Origin of the sequence: Rodentibacter pneumotropicus DSM 21403, assembly GCF_000379905.1 — a bacterium.
Lineage (GTDB): Bacteria > Pseudomonadota > Gammaproteobacteria > Enterobacterales > Pasteurellaceae > Rodentibacter > Rodentibacter pneumotropicus.
In genome coordinates this window covers 18,150-40,274 of record NZ_KB904047.1, presented here as the reverse complement: position 1 = coordinate 40,274, position 22,125 = coordinate 18,150, and the positions used below count along the sequence as shown (strand labels likewise).

Genomic DNA, 22,125 nt, shown 5'->3' with positions numbered 1-22,125 from the left:
TCATCTTATTCGCCGGAATAATCATCGCTACCGGAAGCGGCTTCGCTCACATCACCTGAGAGGGTGTAAACACGTTTGGTTGTGTTAATACGGGTGCGGTATTTATGCCATGTTTTTTCAAAGAAAGTTTCCGGTGCTCGTTCTCCACGACAGAATGCAACAAACTCTTTTTCTTCCTTTGTTGCCGGTTCACGTTCACCTAAATCCAAGGCTTTGAACGCTTGACCGTATTGTTCAAGCACTTGTGATTCTTTGATGGTGTAATCACCGTGACGCGAAAATCCGCGCGGATAGTTTTTATCGTCAAAAAAACGACGGGTAATACTGAAACTTGCAGCCATGATTATCTCTCTTTTTGTTTTTGATTGCCTAAAAGGGCAGGCATTAAACCAATTTTTTGTTATTTTTGCAATAAGCCTTTTATGGTTTCCACATAATCCTTAACGAAATCATCATAATTTAATCCTTCAGGATTCACGCGGAATTTTCCATTTACGTAAAAATCTGGCACGCCACGTACACCAAATTGGGTAGCTGCATTAACTTGCTTGTTTACTAAGCCGTTTACCGCAAAGCTATTAATTCCGCCATCGAATTGTTCTGCAGTCACGCCGTTATCTAAGAAGATTGAGCGAATATCGTCCATTGATTTTAAACGCTCTTTTTGTGCAGCTTCAAATAGAGGGGCTTTTACTTTATTTTCTGCGCCTAGTGCCGTGGCTAATGCCCACGCACGAGTTAAATTTTCAGACTGACGTCCTAAAAAATTCACATGATATTGTTTAAATGCGACACCTTCAGGTAAGCTATCTTTGACTTGCTGAGGAATTTTATATTCCATTTCAAAGGAATAACAATGAGGACAATAAAAAGAGAAAAATTCAATTACTTCTTTTTGCATTGCCGGTTGTTGGCTGACTTGGATATACTGTTTACCTTCTTGTAAGTCAGTGGCGAAGGTATTGATAGAAATTAACGCGCCTAAGGCGAGTAAAAATTTTTTCATTTGTTTTTCCTTATTTAATAATGCCACGTGCTTTTAACAACGCGGTTTTAAAATCTTCTTCGTAATCTTTTTTTATACCGGGAATAGGCTCGTGTTTATCCGTTCCATCCATTTTGAGTTGATAAATAATCACTTCATCGGTCAATTCATTTAATGTTTGTTTGAAACCGGATTCATCTGCGATTTTTTGCAAGATTTCCATCAAGCTTAAATCCGGGGCTTTAGACCAATAAGGTTGTAAAAGTTCCAAAACTTCATTTAAACGCTTACATTTCATTGCTATTTTCTGTTTAATCGTAAAAAATACACGAATGATACTGCAAATTCTCACAGAATAAAATATGACAACGATAAGTGCGGTGATTTTAGCGGGTGGTAAAGCCCGGAGAATGGATGGACATGACAAAGGTTTACAGATTTTACATGGTAAACCTTTAATCCAGCATATGATTAAAGGTTTACAGTTGCAAATTGTTGATATTTCAATCAACGCCAATAGAAACCAAGCCGAATACGCAAAATTCGGTTTTCCTGTTTTTGCCGATGAATTAGCAGATTTCCAAGGTCCGTTAAGCGGTATGCTGAGTGGACTTGAAAAAGCCAAGACAGATTTTGTTTTGTTCACACCTTGCGATAGTCCTTTTTTTCCTAAAAATTTACTCGCAAAACTCAAAAGTGCGGTGGAAAATGACCGCACTTTGATTGTTTATGCCTGTGATGAAGAAAGGGCGCATCCTACATTTTGTTTAATGTCGGTAGAATTAAAAGAGGCATTACGGAGTTACCTTGCCGCCGGAGAGCGGAGGCTGTTGCAATTTATGCGGGAAAATAAAGGGATTCCGGTAAAATTTACAACAAGTGAAGGTCGATTTATGAATTTTAATTCCTTGGACGATTTACGATAATAATTTTTTACTATGCTGAGAGTTGATTAAGAGAGACGTATTATTTTATGAAAAATTCTGATTTATCCCGTTATTTTACACCGTTACACATTATTACTGCGATCTGTGTCATCGTATATTTATTGCAACAAATCGGTTTTGAAGAAAGTATTATGGATGCCTTTCATTATCCGGTTTATTTTGATCAGGATTGGGAGCTTTGGCGTTATATTTCACATTCTTTTGTGCATTTGTCGAACATTCACATTATTGCGAACTTATCTTGGTTTTGGTTATTCGGAAGTGTGATTGAACGCTATTTTGGTGGAAGAAAACTATTTTTTATTTTTTTAGTTTCTGCCATGGTTAGCGGTATCGTACAAAATTATTTTTCAGGCGCAGGTTTTTTTGGATTATCGGGTGTGGTGTATGCGGTGTTAGGTTATGTTTTTGTCGTAGATAAACTGAATGCTAATATTTTCAATTTGCCGAAAGGCTTTTTTACTATGTTACTCGTGGGATTGATATTTGGATTTATTAGCCCTTTATTTGATATTTATATTGGTAATGCTGCCCATGTTTCGGGGCTGTTAGTTGGATTATTATGGGGATTTATTGATAGTAAAATTTATTTGAATCATTTACAGTAGAAATGCTATTTATTAAAGAGATACGATATGAAACAGTCCATTCGCCATCAAAAAATTATGGAGCTTGTCAATCAGCATGGTTATTTAAGTACAGAAGATTTAGTTACCCGATTGGATGTAAGTCCGCAAACAATCCGACGGGATTTAAATGTTCTTGCAGAATTGAATTTTATTCGTCGTCATCACGGAGGGGCTGCTTCCCCTTCTTCTGCAGAAAATTCCGATTATGCTGATCGTAAGCAGTTATTTTCTTCACAAAAAAACCGTATTGCCCAAGAAGTGGTAAAACTTATTCCAAATGGCGCATCATTATTTATTGACATTGGTACAACGCCGGAAGCTGTGGCAAATGCGTTACTAGGTCATAAATCTTTACGCATTGTAACGAATAATCTGAATGCAGCCCATTTGCTCCGTCAAAATGAAAGTTTTGATATTACTATGGCGGGCGGTTCGCTACGGACAGATGGGGGGATTATTGGTGAGGCTACCGTAAATTTTATTTCTCAGTTTCGTTTAGATTTTGGCATTCTTGGTATCAGTGCTATTGATGCGGATGGTTCTTTGTTGGATTACGATTACCATGAAGTACAAGTGAAACGGGCTATTATGGAGAGTTCACGCCAAACGTTATTAGTGACGGACCATTCAAAATTTACCCGACAAGCGATTGTACGTTTAGGGGAATTGGAGGATGTGGAATACTTATTTACAGATGAAGTGCCGTTTCCTATCAGCCAATACTTACAGAGTGTTAAAACAAAATTAGTGATATGTTAGTAAGAAGGTGCGGCTATTTCTAACCGCACTTTTGTTTTTTTTAACTTCCATATCAAACCACTAACGCAGTTAAGACCAATTCAAAAAAACAAAACAGGATTAAATCGGAGATTTATACATAAATACAGGGGGAGTAAACTTGAAATACCAAGAAGTGTAAGACTTGATACGTCAAGAAACACAATGAGCTCCCTCTCAAATCTTGAGACCGATTATAGTATAAGTGAGGATGGATAGAAAGAAAAAAATTGAAATTTGTGAAATGCGTCACATTTCTCACTTTTAATTTTCAACGAAACTAAGCGCTGTTTCAATAACTTCAATCCCCGCTCCCTGTTTGAATGCGTTTTCACTTAAATAACGACGCCATTGGCGTGCGCCTTTACAACATTGAAATGTTCCCAGCATATGGCGAACAATATGGTTGAGGTAAACACCTTGGCTCAGTTGTTGTTCAATATAAGGCAGCATTGCTAACACGGCTTCTCGTGGGGTAACAATCGGCATATTGGCATAAAACAAAGCTTGATCGATCGTGCCGAGTAAGCTCGGGTTTTGATAGGTTTCACGTCCTACCATCACCCCATCCACAAATTGCAAATGTTGTTTCATTTCTTCCACGGTTTTGATTCCGCCATTAATGACCATTTTCAAATGGGGAAAGTCGCGCTTTAACTGATAGACGCGTTCATAATCAAGAGGGGGGATTTCACGATTTTCTTTCGGGCTTAATCCGGAAAGCCATGCTTTACGTGCGTGAATAATAAATTCATGGCAGCCTTTATCTTGCACTTTTTCGATAAAATCACATAAAAATTCGTAACTGTCGAGATCATCAATACCGATACGGGTTTTAACCGTTACAGGAATATTCACCGCTTGTTGCATTTTTTCGACACATTCCGCCACCAAATCCGCTTTTGCCATTAAACACGCACCAAACATTCCGTTTTGTACGCGATCGGAAGGACAACCTACATTAAGATTGATTTCATGATACCCCCGATCTTCTGCCAGTTTTGCACAATATTTGAGCTGTTCGGGATCGCTTCCGCCTAATTGTAGCGCAACGGGATTTTCACGGGGATCAAAACCCAAGAGATCATATTTGGCATGGATAATTGCCGGTGCGGTGACCATTTCCGTATAAAGTAGTGCATGTTTAGAAAATTGGCGATGAAAATAGCGGCAATGACGTGTCGTCCAATCCAGCATTGGTGCAACGGAGAAGCGACCACGATAAAAGTGCGGTTGATTTTGAGGCATTTTTATTTCTCTGGTTGTTGATCCCGATTTAGCGAAGGATCTTTATGTAAATTGGCGTGGGATTATGGCGATATCGGTTTAGGAAATCAAGAGTAGTAGGCGGTGTGATAAAAACTAAAGATTGAAATAATCCTTTAATTTAAGAATATTACTATATTTACGATTCGCGATCCTTTCACGATCCCCTCAGGTTTAATTATTGACAAGGACTAGTAAAATCATTAGAATTCGGCGTCTATTTCTATATTGAAGTAGATTTTTTGAACAACATTCTATTATTGAATAACATTTAAACTGGAGCTTTTTTAATGGCAACTATCAACCAGCTAGTACGCAAACCGCGTGTGAAAAAGGTTGTAAAAAGCAACGTTCCTGCATTAGAGGCTTGTCCGCAGAAACGTGGTGTATGTACTCGTGTATATACTACAACTCCTAAAAAACCAAACTCAGCGTTACGTAAAGTATGTCGTATCCGCTTGACAAATGGTTTTGAAGTAACTTCTTATATTGGTGGCGAAGGTCACAACCTTCAAGAGCACAGTGTTGTATTAATCCGTGGCGGTCGTGTTAAAGACTTACCGGGTGTGCGTTACCACACAGTACGCGGCGCGTTAGACTGCGCAGGCGTGAAAGATCGTAAACAAGGTCGTTCTAAATACGGCGTTAAACGTCCTAAAGCTTAATGGTTCTCCGTTAAGTAAGGCCAAACGTCTAAATTAGCAAAACAATTTAAACCATAAACTCCAGTCAAAAGCGCATTGCGCTGCAAAATTCCTCAATAAAGGAGGATTGCTGATGAGTTTTGGATATCCTGAAGATTAAAATACGGAGAAATTCACAATGCCACGTCGTCGTAGTATTGAACCACGCAAGATTCTTCCAGATCCGAAATTCGGTTCAGAATTACTTGCAAAATTTATTAATGTAATCATGGTGGACGGTAAAAAATCCGTTGCCGAATCAATCGTTTATGGTGCGTTAGAAACTTTATCTGAGCGTACAGGTAAAGAACCCTTAGAAGCATTTGAAATCGCACTTGAAAATGTGCGTCCAACCGTTGAGGTTAAATCTCGTCGCGTTGGTGGTTCAACCTACCAAGTACCGGTTGAAGTTCGTCCGGTTCGTCGTAATGCATTAGGTATGCGTTGGATCGTAGAAGCAGCACGTAAACGTGGTGATAAATCAATGGCTTTACGCCTTGCAAACGAATTATCTGATGCCTCTGATAACAAAGGTGCAGCAGTGAAAAAACGTGAAGACGTTCACCGTATGGCTGAAGCGAATAAAGCATTTGCTCACTATCGTTGGTAATAAGCTTTTGAATTTAAAGGGCTTCATCATTGATGAAGCCTTACCCTTATATAAACAGATATTAAACTAAACAAGGTTATAATAATGGCACGTACAACTCCTATTGAAAGATATCGCAATATCGGTATTAGTGCGCACATTGATGCGGGTAAAACGACTACTACTGAACGTATCTTATTCTATACAGGTGTGAGCCACAAAATCGGTGAAGTACACGATGGTGCGGCAACAATGGACTGGATGGAACAAGAACAGGAACGCGGTATCACCATCACCTCTGCGGCAACAACCGCATTCTGGTCTGGTATGTCTCAACAATTCCCACAACACCGTATCAATGTTATTGACACTCCGGGACACGTAGACTTTACTGTTGAAGTAGAACGTTCTATGCGTGTTCTTGATGGCGCGGTAATGGTTTACTGTGCTGTAGGTGGTGTTCAACCTCAGTCTGAAACCGTGTGGCGTCAAGCGAATAAATATGAAGTTCCGCGTATTGCGTTCGTTAATAAAATGGACCGTACCGGTGCAAATTTCTTACGTGTAGTTGAGCAATTAAAAACCCGTTTAGGTGCTAACGCTGTTCCTCTTCAACTTCCAATCGGTGCGGAAGAAAACTTTACCGGTGTTGTTGATTTGATCAAAATGAAAGCAATCAACTGGAACGAAGCTGATCAAGGTATGACCTTCACTTACGAAGATATTCCGGCAAATATGGTTGCTGACTGTGAAGAATGGCGTCAAAACCTTGTAGATGCCGCAGCTGAAGCATCTGAAGAGCTAATGGAAAAATACCTTGGCGGTGAAGAATTAACTGAAGAAGAGATCAAAGCTGGTCTTCGTCAACGTGTATTAGCGAATGAAATTATCTTGGTAACCTGTGGTTCTGCATTCAAAAATAAAGGTGTTCAGGCAATGCTTGACGCTGTGGTTGAGTACTTACCTGCGCCAACAGATATTCCTGCGATTAAAGGTATTAACCCTGATGAAACCGAAGGTGAACGTCATGCAAGCGATGAAGAGCCGTTTTCTTCATTAGCATTTAAAATTGCAACCGACCCATTTGTGGGTAACTTAACCTTCTTCCGCGTGTACTCTGGGGTAATTAACTCAGGTGATACTGTATTGAACTCAGTACGTCAAAAACGTGAACGTTTTGGTCGTATCGTTCAAATGCATGCTAACAAACGTGAAGAAATCAAAGAAGTTCGTGCGGGTGATATTGCTGCAGCAATCGGCTTAAAAGATGTCACTACAGGTGATACATTATGTGCAATTGAGGCACCAATTATCCTTGAGCGTATGGAATTCCCAGAGCCGGTAATTTCTGTTGCGGTAGAACCGAAAACTAAAGCAGACCAAGAAAAAATGGGTATTGCATTGGGTCGTTTGGCTCAAGAAGACCCTTCATTCCGTGTTCACACTGATGAAGAATCTGGAGAGACCATCATTTCAGGTATGGGTGAATTACACTTAGATATCATCGTTGACCGTATGAAACGTGAATTCAAAGTGGAAGCGAACATCGGTAAACCACAAGTATCTTACCGCGAGACTATCCGTACCTGTGTTAATGATGTAGAAGGAAAACACGCAAAACAATCCGGTGGTCGCGGTCAATACGGTCATGTTGTTATTGACTTGTATCCATTAGAGCCAGAAGGTCCAGGATACGAATTTGTTAACGAAATCAAAGGTGGTGTAATTCCTGGTGAATACATCCCGGCTGTCGACAAAGGTATCCAAGAGCAGCTTAAATCCGGTCCATTAGCAGGTTATCCGGTAGTTGACCTTGGTGTGCGTTTACACTTCGGTTCATACCATGATGTGGACTCATCCGAATTAGCGTTTAAATTGGCGGCTTCTTTAGCATTTAAAGCAGCGTTCGCTAAAGCAAACCCAGTTCTACTAGAGCCAATCATGAAAGTAGAAGTTGAAACGCCACCTGAGTATGTGGGTGACGTAATCGGTGATTTAAGCCGTCGTCGTGCAATGGTTAACGGTCAAGAAGCGAACGAATTTGTTGTTAAAATTGATGCAGAAGTTCCACTTTCTGAAATGTTCGGTTATGCAACAGACCTACGTTCACAAACTCAAGGTCGTGCATCATACTCAATGGAACCGTTAAAATATGCTGAAGCGCCAACAAGTGTTGCAGCAGCAGTAATTGAAGCACGTAAAAAATAATATTTTTGTAACATAATAGCGGTGTAAAATTCTTAGTTTTTATACCGCACTTTTAGGAAACATTAGTAATGTCTAAAGAAAAATTTGAACGTACAAAACCGCACGTAAACGTGGGTACAATCGGCCACGTTGACCACGGTAAAACAACTTTAACAGCAGCAATCACCACAGTATTAGCAAAACACTACGGTGGTGCAGCTCGTGCATTTGACCAAATTGATAATGCACCGGAAGAAAAAGCGCGTGGTATTACCATTAATACTTCACACGTTGAATACGATACACCAACCCGTCACTACGCACACGTTGACTGTCCGGGACACGCCGACTATGTTAAAAACATGATTACCGGTGCGGCACAAATGGACGGGGCTATTCTTGTAGTAGCGGCAACTGATGGTCCGATGCCACAAACTCGTGAGCACATCTTATTAGGTCGCCAAGTAGGTGTACCTTACATCATCGTATTCTTAAACAAATGCGATATGGTTGATGACGAAGAGTTATTAGAATTAGTCGAAATGGAAGTGCGTGAGCTTCTTTCTCAATATGACTTCCCGGGTGATGATACCCCAATCGTGCGTGGTTCTGCATTAAAAGCGTTAGAAGGTGATGCGGCATGGGAAGAAAAAATCCTTGAGTTAGCAAACCACTTAGATACTTACATTCCAGAGCCTGAGCGTGCGATTGACCAACCGTTCCTTCTTCCGATTGAAGACGTGTTCTCAATCTCCGGTCGTGGTACTGTAGTAACCGGTCGTGTTGAGCGTGGAATTATCCGTACCGGTGATGAAGTAGAAATCGTAGGTATCAAAGATACCGCTAAAACAACCGTAACCGGTGTTGAAATGTTCCGTAAATTACTTGACGAAGGTCGTGCGGGTGAGAACATCGGTGCATTATTACGTGGTACTAAACGTGAAGAAATCGAACGTGGTCAAGTATTAGCGAAACCGGGTTCAATCACGCCACACACTGACTTCGAATCAGAAGTGTACGTATTATCAAAAGATGAAGGTGGTCGTCATACGCCATTCTTCAAAGGTTACCGTCCACAATTCTATTTCCGTACAACAGACGTAACCGGTACTATTGAATTACCGGAAGGTGTGGAAATGGTTATGCCTGGCGATAATATCAAAATGACAGTATCCCTAATCCACCCAATTGCGATGGACCAAGGTTTGCGTTTTGCGATTCGTGAAGGTGGTCGTACAGTAGGTGCGGGCGTTGTTGCGAAAATCATTAAATAATTTATTTGATGAATTAAATGAAGATAGAGGCAGATCGAAAGATCTGCCTTTTTCGTATCATTTCTTATACCGTATAAATATGATTTAACTGGATAGAAAAGCTAAATGAAAACTGACTTTTTTTCCTAAGAATGGTAGGATAGTGGCCAAATTGCTGACATATTAATATAGTTATGACAACACCGACTATTCTAAAAATAGCGACACGCCAAAGCCCTCTTGCATTATGGCAAGCGAATTTTGTAAAAGAGCGTTTAGAAAATATTCATCCCACCCTAACGGTGGAACTTGTTCCAATGGTTACAAAAGGGGATATAATTCTTGATACTCCACTGGCTAAAATTGGTGGAAAGGGGCTGTTTGTAAAAGAATTAGAAAATGCGCTATTAGAAAAACGTGCTGATATTGCGGTTCATTCAATAAAAGATGTGCCAATGCAATTTCCTGAAGGGCTTGGGTTAAGTGTAATTTGTAAACGTGAAGATCCACGTGATGCTTTTGTTTCAAATAATTATGTTTCATTCAATGATTTGCCGGAAGGTGCGATTGTTGGTACATCAAGTTTACGCCGTCAGTGTCAATTAAAACAGTTACGACCGGATTTGGATATTCGCTCGCTACGCGGCAATGTTGGGACTCGTTTAAGTAAGCTGGATAATGGTGAATACGATGCGATTATTTTAGCCGCAGCCGGATTAATTCGTCTAGGTATGAAAGAACGTATCGCTTCCTTTATTGATGTGGCAACCTCTTTACCTGCAGTGGGACAAGGGGCCGTTGGTATTGAATGTCGTATGGACGACCACCTCGTTCAGAAATTGCTCGCACCGCTTGCGGATGAAGAGACAACTGTTTGCGTGAAGGCGGAACGAGCCATGAACGCACGTTTGCAAGGCGGTTGCCAAGTGCCTATTGGGGGCTACGCTGTTCTTGAAAATAACCAGATTCGTTTACGTGCTCTTGTTGGTGAACTTGATGGTTCGTCAATTATTCGAGCAGAAGGTAAAAGTGCGGTTGAAAAAGCAGAAGAATTAGGCGTTCAAATCGCAGAGCAGTTACTGGCACAAGGTGCCGACAGTATTCTTGCAAAAGTTTATGTATTAGGAGATAAATAATGGCGATTCTTGTCACCCGCCCCGATGAGCGTGGAAAAGAGCTGACTGATTTACTCAATCAAGCAGGTCGGGTGGCGCTGCATTTGCCCTTATTTACTTTTGAAAGTGGTAAGGAGCTGAAAAGCCTACCGGGGAAATTTAATCGTTTAAAATCCGGTGATTATGTATTTCTTGTGTCTAAAAGTGCAGTTGATTTTTCCGTCAAAACACTAAAAGAAGTCGGTTTCCATTGGCGTGAAGATTTACAATACTTTACTGTTGGACAAAGAACCGCACAGCATTTTTCCTGTCGAAGCGAACAATCTATACGCTATCCCATTGAACAAGAAAATAGTGAAGGTTTGCTTGCTCTTCCACAGATGCAACAACTTAATGGAAAACAGATTTTAATTTTACGCGGTAATGGTGGACGTGAATATTTTACCGAACAAGCGAAAAAAAGAGGGGCAACGGTGGAAATTGTGGAATGCTACCGTCGAGAGCCTATAATTTATAATAGTGATGAACAAAGCAGTATTAAACGTTCCGGCGTGGATACGTTAGTGGTGACGAGTTTAGAAATTTTATATGCGTTAATTGAATTTCTCCCTGAAAGTGAACAGGATTGGCTGAAAAATTGTAAGTTAGTCACGGTGAGTTCCCGTATTGCGGATATTGCAAAATCTCAAGGGTGGCAAACTGTCATCCTCTCTTCAAAAGCGGATAACCAAAGTTTGTTGAAAACATTACTTAGCTAAATGACCTAATAAGGAATGAATATGGCGAAAAATAAATCAAATGAGGTAGCAGAAAACCTTGATGATACTGTAGAGAGTACCATTGAAACCTCAACTGAAACTCCTGCCGAAACAAATTCTCAACCGGCTCAAACTGTTGTGAAGAAAAGTGGGACTGGCTTGAGCCTGTTGGCTATTTTAATTGCCCTAGGTGTTGGGGGCGCTGGTTATTATTTAGGGCAGCAACAAGTGAGTGAAATTCAGCAAAAATTGACCGCACTTGAAGGAAAAATCACTAATCTCTCATCATCAACTTCTTCTGAGAGTGTTCAATCTGAACAGGTTGCGGCTCTTGAAAAAAATATTTCCGCTACACAAAATAAATTGAATCAATTTGAGCAATTGGTTTTAGCAAAAGAACAAGACCTTGGTACACTGCGTCATCAACTTGAAGTCGTGAGTAAACAAGCATCGGCTCAACAGCCTAACGATTGGTTATTCTCAGAAGCCGATTTTTTGCTTAACAATGCATTACGTAAGTTAGTATTAGATAATGATGTAGATACCGGAATTTCGTTATTGAAGTTGGCTAATGAAACCTTAATGAAGGTAAATAGCTCTGAGTCAATGGCGATTCGCACAGCAATTAACCAAGATCTCAAACAGCTACTCTCAGTCGATAATGTCGATCAAAATTCAGTAATGCAGCAACTTTCCCAGCTAGCTAATTCAGTAGACGAATTACCTTTGCTGAATGTTAATTTTGGTGATACCCCTGATTCGACCAAACTATCCGATTCTTTAGACGATTGGCAAGCTAATGTAGAAAAAAGTGCGGTTTCTTTTTTGAATCATTTTATTCGAATAACACCGAAACAAGGTACTGATAGAAAAGAATTACTTGCACCGAATCAAGATATTTATTTACGTGAAAATATTCGCTTACGTTTACAATTAGCTATTATGGCGGTATCGCGTCAACAAAATGATTTATATAAACAATCTTTAGATGCAGTGGCGACTTGGGTGCGTAGCTATTTTGATACAAACACGGAAGTAACGCAGACTTTCTTAAAATCTATTGATGAATTAATGGAATTATCAGTTTATGTTGATGTACCGAATCAATTACAAAGCTTGAACTTACTTGATAAATATCTCAATCGTACACCAGTGGAAGTAAAAAAAGTTGAGATTGAATCTGAAAAGTATCTTGATGAATCAACAAAATCACATGATGTGAATGAGAATCAAGTTAAGCCGGATGCTTCTTCCACAGATGAAAAACCACCAGTTGAGCCTCAACAATAAGGATAGATTATGTTTAGAACACTATTTTTAATGCTGGCTTTACTTGCCGGACTGATTGCCGGTCCGTATCTTTCAGGTCAGCAAGGCTATGTTCGTATTGAAACAGCGGGCAATATTTATGAAATGTCTATCACGACACTCGTTATTTTATTTATTGCTACCCTTGCAGTAATTTATGCCATAGAGTGGGCGGTTAGCCGTTTCTTGCGTTTAAGTAATAATACTTACAGTTGGTTTTCTCGCCGTAAACGTGTAAAAGCACAAAAACAAACCCTTGAAGGTTTAATGAAAATGGACGAAGGGGATTATACTAAAGCAGAGAAACTTATCGGTAAGAATGCTAAACATTCTGATGAACCTATTTTAAATTTAATTAAAGCTGCTGAAGCGGCGCAACAACGTGGTGATGAATTTAGCGCAAATCGTTATTTAATTGAAGCAACCGAATTGGCTGGTTCAGATAATTTACTCGTTGAAATTGCACGTACCCGAATTTTATTACAACAAAATAAATTACCGGCGGCGCGTAGCTCTGTGGATAGCTTATTGGAGATGACTGATCGAAATAAAGAAGTCTTAAAATTAGCAGTCGAAATTTATATGCAGTCTAAAGCTTACCAAGCGCTTGATAATATTTTGGATTTAATTCAGCGTTCGGGTTTATATTCTCCAGATGAATTTAAAGTAGTACAGCTTAAAACTGAAAACGGTTTACTTGATGAAAAAATGAATGAAGAAGGCGTGGATGGTTTACTTGCTTGGTGGGAAGCACAGCCTCGCCGCCGCCGTAACGATTTGAATTTAAAAGTGGCGTTGATTCAACGTTTAATTGATTGTAATGATCACGAATCAGCTTATGAATTTACTCTCGAAGCATTGAAAAAATGGGGGGATAATACGCCATTAAGCCCTACACTCTGTACACAAATAACCCGTTTACAACCGATTGATAATACGAAGTTGATCAAGATAATGGAAAAACGTGCTAAACATACTGATGAAAGCCAGCAATGTGGTGTTAATCGTGCGCTTGGTTATTTATATGTGCGTAATAATGAATTTGCTAAAGCAGCGGAAGTTTTTAAGAAAGTTATTGCTTGTCCGAAACAGCTTGAATCTAACGATGCTATGATGGCGGCTTATGTGTTTGAGCAAGCCGGAGATAAAGCAGCTGCTGAACAAATTCGTCAAGAAAGTTTACGTAATGCGATGTCGATTCAGCCTGAAGAGATGGAAAAAAACGAAGAAAATCCAATCGCTCTTTTGGAGGAGAAGGCGTAGAACTTTAGTTATTAAACTACAAATAAGTGAGTGCTTCCTATTTAGAATAGGATCATCAAAATCAATCTAAAAAAAGAAGCTCTCATTTTCTTTAATTTCCTGATTAACCGAAAGATCTCGTTACTTAATTTATTTATTTTCTCCAAATTCTTTCACTTGGTATTCTGAAGTCTTCAGAAATTGCTCTATTACAAACAATCAGATCAAATTCGTCAAGTTGACTAATGTAGGTGGAATGAATTTGTTTAGGCTTAGTATGGTCAAAAATAAGGATTTTCTTTTGTGTTTTTGCCATGGCTTTTTGTTTTACTTGAGCTTCACTGAATCTAAAACAAGTTAGCCCATGTTGTTTATCAACACCAGAAGTTGCAATAAATGCTTTCGTTGTGCATGCAGAGTCTGGTATGGAATGACTTTTACACAGTCTAGCCATAATTTAGTCATATCCCTTTCAGCATAACCCTCTTTTCACTTAGAATGGTGGCGTTTTGTCTTGATGACGAAAGAATATTTCCCGCACTATCTACTTACTAGTATGGCTTTAATAAAGGTTCCACCACAATCAATACCTAAGTAATATGTCATTATGTTCCTTCTAATCCGCTTTTGGTCAGGTGTGTGTGAGCAATGAACTCCGTAAACAAGGTATTTTTGTTTCAGCAGGCGGTGTCAGCTCTATTGGTTAAGACATAATCTTGCTAATTTCAAACAAAGATTGACCGCACTTGAGAAATTGGTTGCTGAACAAGGCATTATTCTCCATGAATCCTTAGAGTGTAAAAAGAAGATGAGCTTGCTTATGGTGAAATTGAAACGTCTCACCCGGGTTATCTTGGTGCTCAAGATACCATCTATGTGGGGAATCTCAACGGTGTTGGGCGAATTTATCAACAAACCTTTATTGATACTTACAGCAAAGTGGCGTTCGCCAAGCTTTACACGATGAAAACTGCGATTACGGCGGCAGATATGCTCAACGTGTTGTCTTAATTTCGAAAACCAAGACCGATGTGCGTATTCTGACCGACCGAGGCAGTGAATCAATGATGAGCTTTAAAATTAATCTAAATAACAATCCGCCCGTAAAACGGGCGGTTTTTAGGCTACCCTATAAGGGCCTTCTAGTACTTCACATGCCCCTCAAGGGGCATGTGAAAAGACTGACAACCGTACAATAACTCTATGGCTTACCCCTTTGGGGTCTAGATATTCTTTCTTTGATACTTCGGGATAAAGACTATATGATACTTACCGTTCCATCTTGTGTGTATTTGCCTATAATAAAAAAGCGCAATATTAATTGCGCCTTATTTTATCCTACTAAATTTATTTCATCAGTAACACAACGGATTCACAGGCAATGCCTTCACTTCTCCCTGTGAAGCCTAATTTTTCTGTCGTAGTCGCTTTCACATTGATTTGTTCAATATCGCAGGTTAAGTCTTCGGCAATTACTGCTCGCATATCATCAATATAAGGGCGCATTTTCGGGGCTTGGGCAATAATGGTGATATCCACATTACCCACTTTATAGCCTTTTTTCTTCACTTGACGAAAGGCTTCCCGTAGCAAACCTCGACTATCGGCATTTTTATATTGCATATCAGTATCGGGAAAAAGTTTTCCTATATCCCCTAACGCAGCAGCCCCTAACAGGGCATCTGTCAATGCGTGAAGGACAACATCGCCATCAGAATGGGCAATAAATCCGGTGTGGTAAGGGACGGTAACGCCACCAATAATTAATGGTCTGTCTTCACCAAAGGCGTGCACATCAAAACCGTGTCCAATTCTTATCATCCAATTTTCCTTGTTAAATAAAATTCTGCGAGAGCTAAATCTTCAGGTCGCGTTACTTTAATATTGTCGCTTCTTCCTGCTACTAAGTGCGGTCGGAATCCGGCAAGTTCCATTGCTGAAGATTCATCCGTAATAATCTGTTGTTTTGCTAATCCGTTATAGATTGAGTTTTTTAATAAATCTGCACGGAAAAATTGTGGTGTTTGAGCTTGCCAAAGTTGTGAACGATCTTCTGTTGTTATTATCGTGCTGATTTCATCACTCCGCTTGATTGTATCGGTTACGGGAGTCGCAAGGATAGCACCATGTTCGTCATTGATTTCCAATAATTTGTTTAAATCTGACTCCGTTAAACAAGGTCTTGCCGCATCATGTACTAATGCCCAAGCATTTTCTTCAAAAATAGCATTCAGTGCATTTAAAACTGATTCTGCCCGAGTATTTCCGCCTTCTACAAGTTGGATTTTTTCATGAGATAGAATCGAGAGCGAGGGAGAAGAAGTATAACCTTTCCCAAGAGCGACAATAACCCGAGAAATCGCATGGTGATTGAGCATAATACTCAACGTATGCTCTAAAATCGTTTTTCCTAAAATAGTTAAATATTGCTTAGGCATTCCCGCTTTCATACGAGAGCCTATACCCGCTGCCGGAATAATGGCAATAATTTTTCGTGACATGATTATTTATGCTCTTTCACTATGTGGTAGAAGGTTTCATTTTCTTTCACCATATCATGCTGCATTCTGGCACGTTCTTCAATGGATTCAAAGCCTTTTGTTAACCCTTGAATTTCTGCCGAGATCATTTGGTTTCGCTGCACTAACTTTTCATTTTCAGCTTTATTTTCAGTAATCTGTGTTGAAACTTTTTTGTAATCAACGTAACCATTTTTGCCAAACCAGAGGTTGTATTGAAAGATAGCAAGAATGCCTACAAGAATCGCAATAAATATACGCATAAACTTTGTCTGAAAGATTGTGAGAAATGCCCATAGTTTATCTTGAAATGATCAGAAAGGCGATGGGAAAGTGCGGTCAATTTCTGTTACGTTTTTGGATTTGTTTTATCTTCTATGTGATCTTAATCACAAATCTATGAGAATTCCTTCGCGATGAACTGAAATTCCAGCAAACTTTTCATAAAACTTGCTATACTTTTTCCACTTTAATTTATCTTTTTGAGGAGAATACGATGAAAAAAACGTTAAAACTGACCGCACTTGCTACAATTTCCGCTTTTGTATTAGCCGGATGTGCGCACACAATTGATAAAGAAGCACACGCAAACGCTCAATTACAGCAACAAGCAGTATTAGGATTAAACTGGATGCAAGATTCCGGTGAATATCAGGCCTTAGCATATCAAGCATACAATGCCGCAAAAGTGGCTTTTGATCAGGCAAAAGTGGCAAAAGGCAAGAAAAAAGCCGTTGTCGTAGATTTAGATGAAACCATGTTAGATAACAGCCCTTATGCAGGTTGGCAGGTACAAAATAATAAACCTTTTGATGGCAAAGATTGGACTCGTTGGGTTGAGGCTCGTCAATCTCGTGCAATACCCGGTGCAGTTGAATTTAATAACTACGTAAATTCTCATAAAGGTAAAGTATTCTATGTTACTAACCGTAAAGACAGCACGGAAAAGGCAGGCACCATTGATGATATGAAACGCTTGGGCTTTAATGGTATTGATGAATCCGCATTTTATTTAAGAAAAGATAAATCATCCAAAGCGGAACGTTTTGCTGAAATTGAAAAACAAGGTTATGAAATCGTGCTTTATGTGGGTGACAATCTGGATGATTTTGGTAATGCTGTTCATGGTAAACTTAATGCAGAACGTCGTGATTTTGTGGCAAAAAATAAAACAAAATTTGGTAAAACTTATATTGTGTTACCAAATGCAAACTATGGTGGTTGGGAAGGTGGTCTGAAAAAAGATTACTTCAAAGGGGATACCCAAAGTAAAATTAAGGCACGTTTGGACGCAATCCAAGCATGGGACGGTAAATAGCTTAATCTGCGTTTAAAAATAAAGCGTTGCGGATAATCGCAACGCTTTTTATATAGAAAAAAGTGCGGTCGATTTTTGTTACCTTTTCTCTTTATGATGTGCGTATTTTTCTTTTTGGGCTGCGAAATCGGCACCTTTTGCTATCATGCGTAATTGTAAAATAACACGCTGTTTAAGCTGTTCGCGTTCCTGTTTGCTCATATCTAAGGCATTTGCACCGGCAGTGAATACAATCGTTACGATGCCTTCTGCCTGAACATAAGCGATATATTGCGGATATTGGTGCTTATAAGCAATATATTCCGTAAGTTCATCCACAAAATGTTTAATTTCACGTGCGGCAGCCGTACGGAATGCTTGGGACGTCCCCGAGCTTTCCCGTAGTAATAAGCGGAATACATTTGTGCTGTTTGTGATAAATTCAAAAAAAGTATCCACAGAAACAGAAATCACGCTACCACCGGCATCAATACGTTTACGGGCTTGGCGCATAAGCTGTCGTAAGATCAAGCCTGCTTCATCCACCATTTCTAATCCTAGTTCGTCCATATCGCTAAAATGGCGATAAAAGGATGTGGGTGCTATACCCGCTTCACGTGCGACTTCTCTCAAACTCAAATTAGAAAAACTTTTTTCCGCACTAAGCTGGTTAAATGCGGCATCAACCAGTGCCCGACGGGTTTTTTCTTTTTGAATTGCACGAATACCCGCCATTATTTTGCTCCGGCAAGAATAGATTTAACCTTAGAACTGATGGCACTTGCGACACGTTCATAACGATTGCGTAACGGTGAACCCGGACGATATACTAATGCGATATTACGCGTGGGTTCAGGAGAATGACATGGAATATATTTCACCCCTTTGCGTAGACCTTCATTTCGCACGGCAAGTTCAGGCATAAATGTGATACCTGCATTAGCTGCAACCATATTCCTTAGTGTTTCGAGGCTGGTTGCTTTAAAATGTGAATTTTCTTTTGCCCCTGCGGTGAAACAATAATCTAATGTTTGATGGCGTAGGCAATGGCCATCGTCCAGCATGAGCATTTCTTGACCGATAAGCTGCCTCATGGAAAGTTTTTCTTCTTTCGCCCAGTGGTGATCTTCGGAAACGGCGAGTAACATTTTCTCTTCAAAAATAGGGATTTCAATAAATGCTTCTGTTTTTTGAACGCGAGCTAAAATTGCGCAATCTAAACGCCCGGTTTCAAGTTGCTCCAATAGCTGATGTGTTTGTGCTTCATAAAGAAATATTTCTAAATCAGGGAAGGATTCTTTTAAGGTTGGCACAATGTAAGGAAGTAAATAAGGTCCGACAGTTGGGATTAAACCAATATGTAATGGGCCGGTCATTTCCTTGCCTTGATTGCTAGCCATCTCTTGTAGTAATTTTACTTCACGTAAAACAGTGCGGGCTTGTTCTACAAGAAGCATTCCTGATTGGGTAAAAAGCACTTTGCGGCTCGTACGTTCTAATAAAATAATGCCAAGTTCATCTTCAAGTTTGCGGATTTGCCCGCTTAATGTTGGTTGACTCACATTACAAGAGTCTGCTGCACGACGAAAATGTTTGTGTTCAGATAAGGCCACTAAGTACTCTAAATCACGAATGTTCATTGGGAATTTTTCCTTATAGAAAAAGTCAATTAAAAAAATAGAATTAATTGGTTGTAACTATATCACAACTTTGGCTATAATCCAGAGGCAAATAAAATTCATATTAAAAAATTAAGGAGAAAAATATGGCTTTAACCGATATGACAGGTAAAAAAGTACCGGACGTTACATTCCATACTCGCCAGGGCGATGCTTGGGTTGATGTCACGACAAGCGAATTATTTGATAACAAAACTGTCGTTGTATTTTCACTTCCGGGAGCATTTACTCCAACTTGCTCGTCAACACATTTACCACGCTATAATGAATTAGCCTGTGAATTTAAGGCTGCCGGTGTAGATAAGATTATCTGTATTTCTGTCAATGATACTTTCGTGATGAATGCTTGGAAGGCCGATCAAGAATCTGAAAATATCACCGTCATTCCGGATGGTAATGGTGAATTTACCGAAGGCATGGGTATGCTTGTAAACAAAGAAGATTTAGGATTTGGTAAACGTTCTTGGCGTTATTCAATGCTGGTGAAAAACGGCATTGTAGAAAAAATGTTTATTGAACCGGAAGAACCGGGCGATCCGTTCAAAGTATCTGATGCAGATACGATGATGAAATATTTAGTATCGGGTTGGACTGCAAAACCGTCTGTTTCTGTTATCACAAAACCGGGTTGTCCGTTCTGTGCGAAAGCAAAAGCCTTATTAAAAGCAAAAGGCTATACTTTTGAAGAAATTGTATTAGGTCGTGATGCAAGCACAATTTCCGTACGTGCAATTACTGGCAAAACCAGTGTTCCACAAGTCTTTATCGGTGGCGACTACATCGGTGGTAGCGAAGATTTAGAAAAATACTTCGCATAATGTAGGAATGTAATTTTAGCTGATTATTTTAATTTGGAACTGTAACTAAAAAGCCAAACTCTTTGCGGAGTTTGGCTTTTTTATTAGTGAAATTTTCTTTAAATTTAACCGCACTTCACCCTTTTATTAAAGCGAGCAGTTTGTCGCCAAAAAAGTAGAAAACCAATCCGAATCCAACAATCAGCAAACCAATTAATTTCGTGATATTGATTTCCCGTACGGGCATACCTATTAAACCAAAATGGTCGATCGTGCCGGCAGCCAGTAATTGCCCTATGATAATAAAAAATAACATCGCGGTAATACCGAGTTTAGGGGCAAGTAATATCGTGGTAAACACCGCTAATGCGCCTAACGCACCACCTAATAATTTCCACCAAGGTTGCTGCGGAAGTGCGGTCAAACCTTGCCATAAATCCGCTTTATTAAATAAGGCAATAAAAAAGAGCAGGATTGTCCCTACTGCAAAGGAAATAAATGTGGCGATAATGGGTTCGTTACCCACCGCTTTGGCAAGCTGGGTATTAATCGCGGATTGGGAGGCAAGCGCCATCCCAGCGACGAATGCAATTAAAATATAAATAAAAAACATGTCCCCTCCAAATAAAGAAAATTATAGAAGCTTTGCAATAATCGTCAAATAGGAAAACGCTCATAAAATTGACCGCACTTTATTTTTTCATACTAATTACAGGTTCTCGCTATCATGCTATACTCGCCGCCCATCATTTACAGAGAAACAATTATTATGATTAAAAAAGCAGGTTTAACAGGTCTTCTATTATTCGGTATGTTTTTTGGTGCCGGCAATTTAATTTTTCCTCCGAGCCTAGGGGCGCTATCGGGTGAGCAGTTTTGGGAAGCGATTTTAGGTTTTGTGCTGTCCGGTGTCGGAATTGCTGTTCTTGCCTTAATCATCGGTATGTTAAACCCGAAAGGTTATGTTGATGAAATTTCGCAGAAAATTTCCCCTTGGTTTGCGACCCTTTACTTGGTGATTTTATACCTTTCAATCGGGCCTTTTTTCGCAATTCCACGTACCGCTACGGTTGCCTATGAAGTGGGCGTTTCCCCTATGCTATCCGAAGGAATGAGTGGAATCGGATTAGTCGTTTTCACTCTATTGTATTTTGCTGCGGCTTATTTTATCGCCCTTAATCCCTCTAAAATTTTAGATAGTATCGGACGCATTCTTACCCCGGTTTTTGCCTTATTAATTGTTATTTTGGTGGTACTCGGGATTACAAAATATGGTTCGAATCCTCCTCAGTCGGCAATAGGGGATTATGCGAAAAGCGCATTTGGCACGGGATTTATTGAAGGGTATAACACCCTAGATGCACTGGCTTCCGTCGCATTTAGCGTTGTTGCGCTTCAAACCCTAAAACAGCTTGGTTTTAGTTCCCGAAAAGAATATGTGGCGACAATTTGGCTGGTCGGCATTGTGGTGGTGTTAGGTTTTAGCGTACTTTATATCGGACTGGCTTATTTCGGTAATCATTTCCCTGTACCGGCGGAGGTGATGAATAGTAATATCAATAAAGGCGTGTATATTTTATCTCAAGCCACACAAGCGATTTTCGGTGAATCCGCCCAATGGTTTTTAGCGGTGATGGTGGCAATAACCTGTTTTACCACTACCGCAGGATTAATCGTTTCCACTTCTGAGTTTTTTGCTGATCGTTTCCCCCGTTTTTCCTATCGGGTGTATGCGACAATTTTTACCCTGCTTGGGTTAGCGGTTGCGAACTTAGGATTGAATGCCATTATCCAATTCTCATTGCCAGTGTTATTGATTCTTTACCCGATTACCATTGCTATCGTAATGTTGGTGGTTGTTAATAAGTGGCTTGCCCTGTCAAAAATCGGTATGCAATTAACCGTTGTATTGGTAACGTTGGTTTCGGTGGTAAGTGTATTGGGAGAACAATTTCAAATTTCAGCACTCACCGAGTGGGTGAATTATCTTCCTTTTGCCACTATTTCCTTACCCTGGCTAATACCGGCATTAATTGGATTAGGGCTTGCATTATTTTTACCTCGCCGACAAAAGGTGCATAATTAAATAAAAGT

The 22,125-nt window shown here is 39.7% G+C and carries 25 protein-coding genes and 1 pseudogene; 15 read left to right on the top strand and 11 right to left on the bottom strand.

All coding sequences use genetic code 11. The features are described from left to right. Window positions 1–5: 5 nt before the first annotated feature. From A3GE_RS0104710 to A3GE_RS0104700, 3 genes are read right to left on the bottom strand one after another with little or no spacing between them, the layout of a single operon-like run. Window positions 6–341, bottom strand: coding sequence for a MaoP family protein (locus tag A3GE_RS0104710; protein ID WP_018356124.1), 336 nt, complete (start codon window positions 339–341; stop codon window positions 6–8). A 59-nt stretch (window positions 342–400) separates the two neighbouring features. Next, window positions 401–1,006 (bottom strand): thiol:disulfide interchange protein DsbA, encoded by a 606-nt coding sequence (gene dsbA / locus A3GE_RS0104705; RefSeq protein WP_018356123.1) that lies wholly within the window; start codon window positions 1,004–1,006, stop codon window positions 401–403. Window positions 1,007–1,016: 10 nt separating this feature from the next. Beyond that, window positions 1,017–1,283, bottom strand: a complete 267-nt coding sequence (locus tag A3GE_RS0104700; protein WP_018356122.1) for a YihD family protein — start codon at window positions 1,281–1,283, stop codon at window positions 1,017–1,019. Between the two features lie 64 nt (window positions 1,284–1,347). Between A3GE_RS0104700 and mobA the strand changes: the two genes are divergently transcribed. From mobA to A3GE_RS0104685, 3 genes are read left to right on the top strand one after another with little or no spacing between them, the layout of a single operon-like run. Continuing rightward, window positions 1,348–1,911 (top strand): molybdenum cofactor guanylyltransferase MobA, encoded by a 564-nt coding sequence (gene mobA / locus A3GE_RS0104695; protein ID WP_018356121.1) that lies wholly within the window; start codon window positions 1,348–1,350, stop codon window positions 1,909–1,911. Between the two features lie 47 nt (window positions 1,912–1,958). Beyond that, entirely contained in the window at window positions 1,959–2,540 is a 582-nt protein-coding gene (locus A3GE_RS0104690; RefSeq protein WP_018356120.1) for a rhomboid family intramembrane serine protease, read from the top strand. Between the two features lie 27 nt (window positions 2,541–2,567). Then, complete coding sequence (locus tag A3GE_RS0104685) at window positions 2,568–3,320, top strand: DeoR/GlpR family transcriptional regulator (RefSeq protein ID WP_018356119.1); 753 nt, start codon at window positions 2,568–2,570, stop codon at window positions 3,318–3,320. Window positions 3,321–3,602: 282 nt separating this feature from the next. On the opposite strand, the gene dusA is transcribed toward A3GE_RS0104685, so the two are convergent. After that, window positions 3,603–4,586, bottom strand: a complete 984-nt coding sequence (gene dusA / locus A3GE_RS0104680) for a tRNA dihydrouridine(20/20a) synthase DusA (protein ID WP_018356118.1) — start codon at window positions 4,584–4,586, stop codon at window positions 3,603–3,605. 308 nt (window positions 4,587–4,894) lie between these two features. Between dusA and rpsL the strand changes: the two genes are divergently transcribed. The 8 genes from rpsL to A3GE_RS0104640 all read left to right on the top strand — a co-directional run bounded on the left by rpsL (window position 4,895) and on the right by A3GE_RS0104640 (window position 13,760). Then, window positions 4,895–5,269, top strand: coding sequence for a 30S ribosomal protein S12 (gene rpsL / locus A3GE_RS0104675; RefSeq protein WP_005543325.1), 375 nt, complete (start codon window positions 4,895–4,897; stop codon window positions 5,267–5,269). 157 nt (window positions 5,270–5,426) lie between these two features. Further along, window positions 5,427–5,897, top strand: coding sequence for a 30S ribosomal protein S7 (gene rpsG / locus A3GE_RS0104670; RefSeq protein WP_018356117.1), 471 nt, complete (start codon window positions 5,427–5,429; stop codon window positions 5,895–5,897). An 84-nt stretch (window positions 5,898–5,981) separates the two neighbouring features. Continuing rightward, window positions 5,982–8,084, top strand: a complete 2,103-nt coding sequence (fusA, locus tag A3GE_RS0104665; RefSeq protein WP_018356116.1) for an elongation factor G — start codon at window positions 5,982–5,984, stop codon at window positions 8,082–8,084. Window positions 8,085–8,152: 68 nt separating this feature from the next. Then, entirely contained in the window at window positions 8,153–9,337 is a 1,185-nt protein-coding gene (tuf, locus tag A3GE_RS0104660) for an elongation factor Tu (RefSeq protein WP_018356115.1), read from the top strand. Window positions 9,338–9,510: 173 nt separating this feature from the next. Then, entirely contained in the window at window positions 9,511–10,452 is a 942-nt protein-coding gene (gene hemC, locus A3GE_RS0104655) for a hydroxymethylbilane synthase (RefSeq protein ID WP_018356114.1), read from the top strand. Next, entirely contained in the window at window positions 10,452–11,189 is a 738-nt protein-coding gene (locus A3GE_RS0104650; protein WP_018356113.1) for a uroporphyrinogen-III synthase, read from the top strand. The genes hemC and A3GE_RS0104650 overlap by 1 nt, the downstream gene beginning before the upstream one ends. Window positions 11,190–11,210: 21 nt before the next feature. Then, window positions 11,211–12,479: a uroporphyrinogen-III C-methyltransferase gene (locus A3GE_RS0104645; RefSeq protein WP_018356112.1), complete on the top strand. Its 1,269-nt coding sequence runs from the start codon at window positions 11,211–11,213 to the stop codon at window positions 12,477–12,479. A 9-nt stretch (window positions 12,480–12,488) separates the two neighbouring features. Next, window positions 12,489–13,760, top strand: coding sequence for a heme biosynthesis protein HemY (locus A3GE_RS0104640; RefSeq protein ID WP_018356111.1), 1,272 nt, complete (start codon window positions 12,489–12,491; stop codon window positions 13,758–13,760). A gap of 133 nt (window positions 13,761–13,893) precedes the next feature. On the opposite strand, the gene A3GE_RS0104635 is transcribed toward A3GE_RS0104640, so the two are convergent. Next, complete coding sequence (locus A3GE_RS0104635) at window positions 13,894–14,193, bottom strand: hypothetical protein (protein ID WP_018356110.1); 300 nt, start codon at window positions 14,191–14,193, stop codon at window positions 13,894–13,896. Window positions 14,194–14,362: 169 nt separating this feature from the next. Here A3GE_RS0104635 and A3GE_RS11450 point away from each other — a divergent pair. Further along, window positions 14,363–14,800, top strand: a pseudogene (locus A3GE_RS11450) (transposase family protein); the annotation flags it as partial. A gap of 286 nt (window positions 14,801–15,086) precedes the next feature. Here A3GE_RS11450 and ispF read toward each other — a convergent pair. The 3 genes from ispF to ftsB are packed head-to-tail and all read right to left on the bottom strand — an operon-like array spanning window position 15,087 to window position 16,521. Beyond that, window positions 15,087–15,560 carry a 2-C-methyl-D-erythritol 2,4-cyclodiphosphate synthase gene (ispF, locus tag A3GE_RS0104625; RefSeq protein WP_018356108.1) on the bottom strand — a complete coding sequence of 158 codons (474 nt, stop codon included), beginning with the start codon at window positions 15,558–15,560 and terminating at the stop codon, window positions 15,087–15,089. Then, window positions 15,557–16,240 carry a 2-C-methyl-D-erythritol 4-phosphate cytidylyltransferase gene (gene ispD / locus A3GE_RS0104620; protein WP_018356107.1) on the bottom strand — a complete coding sequence of 228 codons (684 nt, stop codon included), beginning with the start codon at window positions 16,238–16,240 and terminating at the stop codon, window positions 15,557–15,559. The genes ispF and ispD overlap by 4 nt, the downstream gene beginning before the upstream one ends. Before the next feature lie 2 nt (window positions 16,241–16,242). Next, on the bottom strand, window positions 16,243–16,521 hold the full coding sequence (gene ftsB / locus A3GE_RS0104615; RefSeq protein ID WP_018356106.1) for a cell division protein FtsB: 279 nt from the start codon (window positions 16,519–16,521) through the stop codon (window positions 16,243–16,245). A 233-nt stretch (window positions 16,522–16,754) separates the two neighbouring features. On the opposite strand from ftsB, the gene A3GE_RS0104610 reads away from it, so the two are divergent. Further along, the gene (locus A3GE_RS0104610; protein WP_018356105.1) at window positions 16,755–17,576 is read left to right on the top strand and encodes a 5'-nucleotidase, lipoprotein e(P4) family; all 822 of its coding nucleotides are present in this window, start codon (window positions 16,755–16,757) and stop codon (window positions 17,574–17,576) included. 78 nt (window positions 17,577–17,654) lie between these two features. Here A3GE_RS0104610 and fabR read toward each other — a convergent pair whose 3' ends face one another. After that, on the bottom strand, window positions 17,655–18,290 hold the full coding sequence (gene fabR, locus A3GE_RS0104605) for an HTH-type transcriptional repressor FabR (RefSeq protein WP_018356104.1): 636 nt from the start codon (window positions 18,288–18,290) through the stop codon (window positions 17,655–17,657). Further along, window positions 18,290–19,195 (bottom strand): DNA-binding transcriptional regulator OxyR, encoded by a 906-nt coding sequence (oxyR, locus tag A3GE_RS0104600; protein WP_018356103.1) that lies wholly within the window; start codon window positions 19,193–19,195, stop codon window positions 18,290–18,292. Before oxyR ends, fabR begins: the two co-directional genes overlap by 1 nt. 125 nt (window positions 19,196–19,320) lie before the next feature. On the opposite strand from oxyR, the gene A3GE_RS0104595 reads away from it, so the two are divergent. Then, window positions 19,321–20,052 carry a glutathione peroxidase gene (locus A3GE_RS0104595; RefSeq protein ID WP_018356102.1) on the top strand — a complete coding sequence of 244 codons (732 nt, stop codon included), beginning with the start codon at window positions 19,321–19,323 and terminating at the stop codon, window positions 20,050–20,052. A 115-nt stretch (window positions 20,053–20,167) separates the two neighbouring features. On the opposite strand, the gene A3GE_RS0104590 is transcribed toward A3GE_RS0104595, so the two are convergent. Further along, window positions 20,168–20,644, bottom strand: coding sequence for a DMT family transporter (locus A3GE_RS0104590; protein WP_018356101.1), 477 nt, complete (start codon window positions 20,642–20,644; stop codon window positions 20,168–20,170). A 156-nt stretch (window positions 20,645–20,800) separates the two neighbouring features. On the opposite strand from A3GE_RS0104590, the gene brnQ reads away from it, so the two are divergent. Continuing rightward, window positions 20,801–22,117, top strand: a complete 1,317-nt coding sequence (brnQ, locus tag A3GE_RS0104585) for a branched-chain amino acid transport system II carrier protein (RefSeq protein WP_018356100.1) — start codon at window positions 20,801–20,803, stop codon at window positions 22,115–22,117. Window positions 22,118–22,125: the final 8 nt, after the last annotated feature.

What these genes read in the sequence shown, in the direction of transcription:
- brnQ (WP_018356100.1), top strand. Translation starts at nt 20,801, where the DNA reads ATGATTAAAAAAGCAGGTTTAACAGGTCTTCTATTATTCGGTATGTTT.
- hemC (WP_018356114.1), top strand. Translation starts at nt 9,511, where the DNA reads ATGACAACACCGACTATTCTAAAAATAGCGACACGCCAAAGCCCTCTT.
- dusA (WP_018356118.1), bottom strand. Translation starts at nt 4,586, where the DNA reads ATGCCTCAAAATCAACCGCACTTTTATCGTGGTCGCTTCTCCGTTGCA.
- A3GE_RS0104640 (WP_018356111.1), top strand. Translation starts at nt 12,489, where the DNA reads ATGTTTAGAACACTATTTTTAATGCTGGCTTTACTTGCCGGACTGATT.
- A3GE_RS0104610 (WP_018356105.1), top strand. Translation starts at nt 16,755, where the DNA reads ATGAAAAAAACGTTAAAACTGACCGCACTTGCTACAATTTCCGCTTTT.
- A3GE_RS0104635 (WP_018356110.1), bottom strand. Translation starts at nt 14,193, where the DNA reads ATGGCTAGACTGTGTAAAAGTCATTCCATACCAGACTCTGCATGCACA.
- A3GE_RS0104645 (WP_018356112.1), top strand. Translation starts at nt 11,211, where the DNA reads ATGGCGAAAAATAAATCAAATGAGGTAGCAGAAAACCTTGATGATACT.
- A3GE_RS0104595 (WP_018356102.1), top strand. Translation starts at nt 19,321, where the DNA reads ATGGCTTTAACCGATATGACAGGTAAAAAAGTACCGGACGTTACATTC.
- tuf (WP_018356115.1), top strand. Translation starts at nt 8,153, where the DNA reads ATGTCTAAAGAAAAATTTGAACGTACAAAACCGCACGTAAACGTGGGT.
- ispF (WP_018356108.1), bottom strand. Translation starts at nt 15,560, where the DNA reads ATGATAAGAATTGGACACGGTTTTGATGTGCACGCCTTTGGTGAAGAC.
- rpsG (WP_018356117.1), top strand. Translation starts at nt 5,427, where the DNA reads ATGCCACGTCGTCGTAGTATTGAACCACGCAAGATTCTTCCAGATCCG.
- rpsL (WP_005543325.1), top strand. Translation starts at nt 4,895, where the DNA reads ATGGCAACTATCAACCAGCTAGTACGCAAACCGCGTGTGAAAAAGGTT.
- ispD (WP_018356107.1), bottom strand. Translation starts at nt 16,240, where the DNA reads ATGTCACGAAAAATTATTGCCATTATTCCGGCAGCGGGTATAGGCTCT.
- mobA (WP_018356121.1), top strand. Translation starts at nt 1,348, where the DNA reads ATGACAACGATAAGTGCGGTGATTTTAGCGGGTGGTAAAGCCCGGAGA.
- A3GE_RS0104650 (WP_018356113.1), top strand. Translation starts at nt 10,452, where the DNA reads ATGGCGATTCTTGTCACCCGCCCCGATGAGCGTGGAAAAGAGCTGACT.
- A3GE_RS0104590 (WP_018356101.1), bottom strand. Translation starts at nt 20,644, where the DNA reads ATGTTTTTTATTTATATTTTAATTGCATTCGTCGCTGGGATGGCGCTT.
- A3GE_RS0104685 (WP_018356119.1), top strand. Translation starts at nt 2,568, where the DNA reads ATGAAACAGTCCATTCGCCATCAAAAAATTATGGAGCTTGTCAATCAG.
- fusA (WP_018356116.1), top strand. Translation starts at nt 5,982, where the DNA reads ATGGCACGTACAACTCCTATTGAAAGATATCGCAATATCGGTATTAGT.
- fabR (WP_018356104.1), bottom strand. Translation starts at nt 18,290, where the DNA reads ATGGCGGGTATTCGTGCAATTCAAAAAGAAAAAACCCGTCGGGCACTG.
- A3GE_RS0104700 (WP_018356122.1), bottom strand. Translation starts at nt 1,283, where the DNA reads ATGAAATGTAAGCGTTTAAATGAAGTTTTGGAACTTTTACAACCTTAT.
- A3GE_RS0104690 (WP_018356120.1), top strand. Translation starts at nt 1,959, where the DNA reads ATGAAAAATTCTGATTTATCCCGTTATTTTACACCGTTACACATTATT.
- A3GE_RS0104710 (WP_018356124.1), bottom strand. Translation starts at nt 341, where the DNA reads ATGGCTGCAAGTTTCAGTATTACCCGTCGTTTTTTTGACGATAAAAAC.
- dsbA (WP_018356123.1), bottom strand. Translation starts at nt 1,006, where the DNA reads ATGAAAAAATTTTTACTCGCCTTAGGCGCGTTAATTTCTATCAATACC.
- oxyR (WP_018356103.1), bottom strand. Translation starts at nt 19,195, where the DNA reads ATGAACATTCGTGATTTAGAGTACTTAGTGGCCTTATCTGAACACAAA.
- ftsB (WP_018356106.1), bottom strand. Translation starts at nt 16,521, where the DNA reads ATGCGTATATTTATTGCGATTCTTGTAGGCATTCTTGCTATCTTTCAA.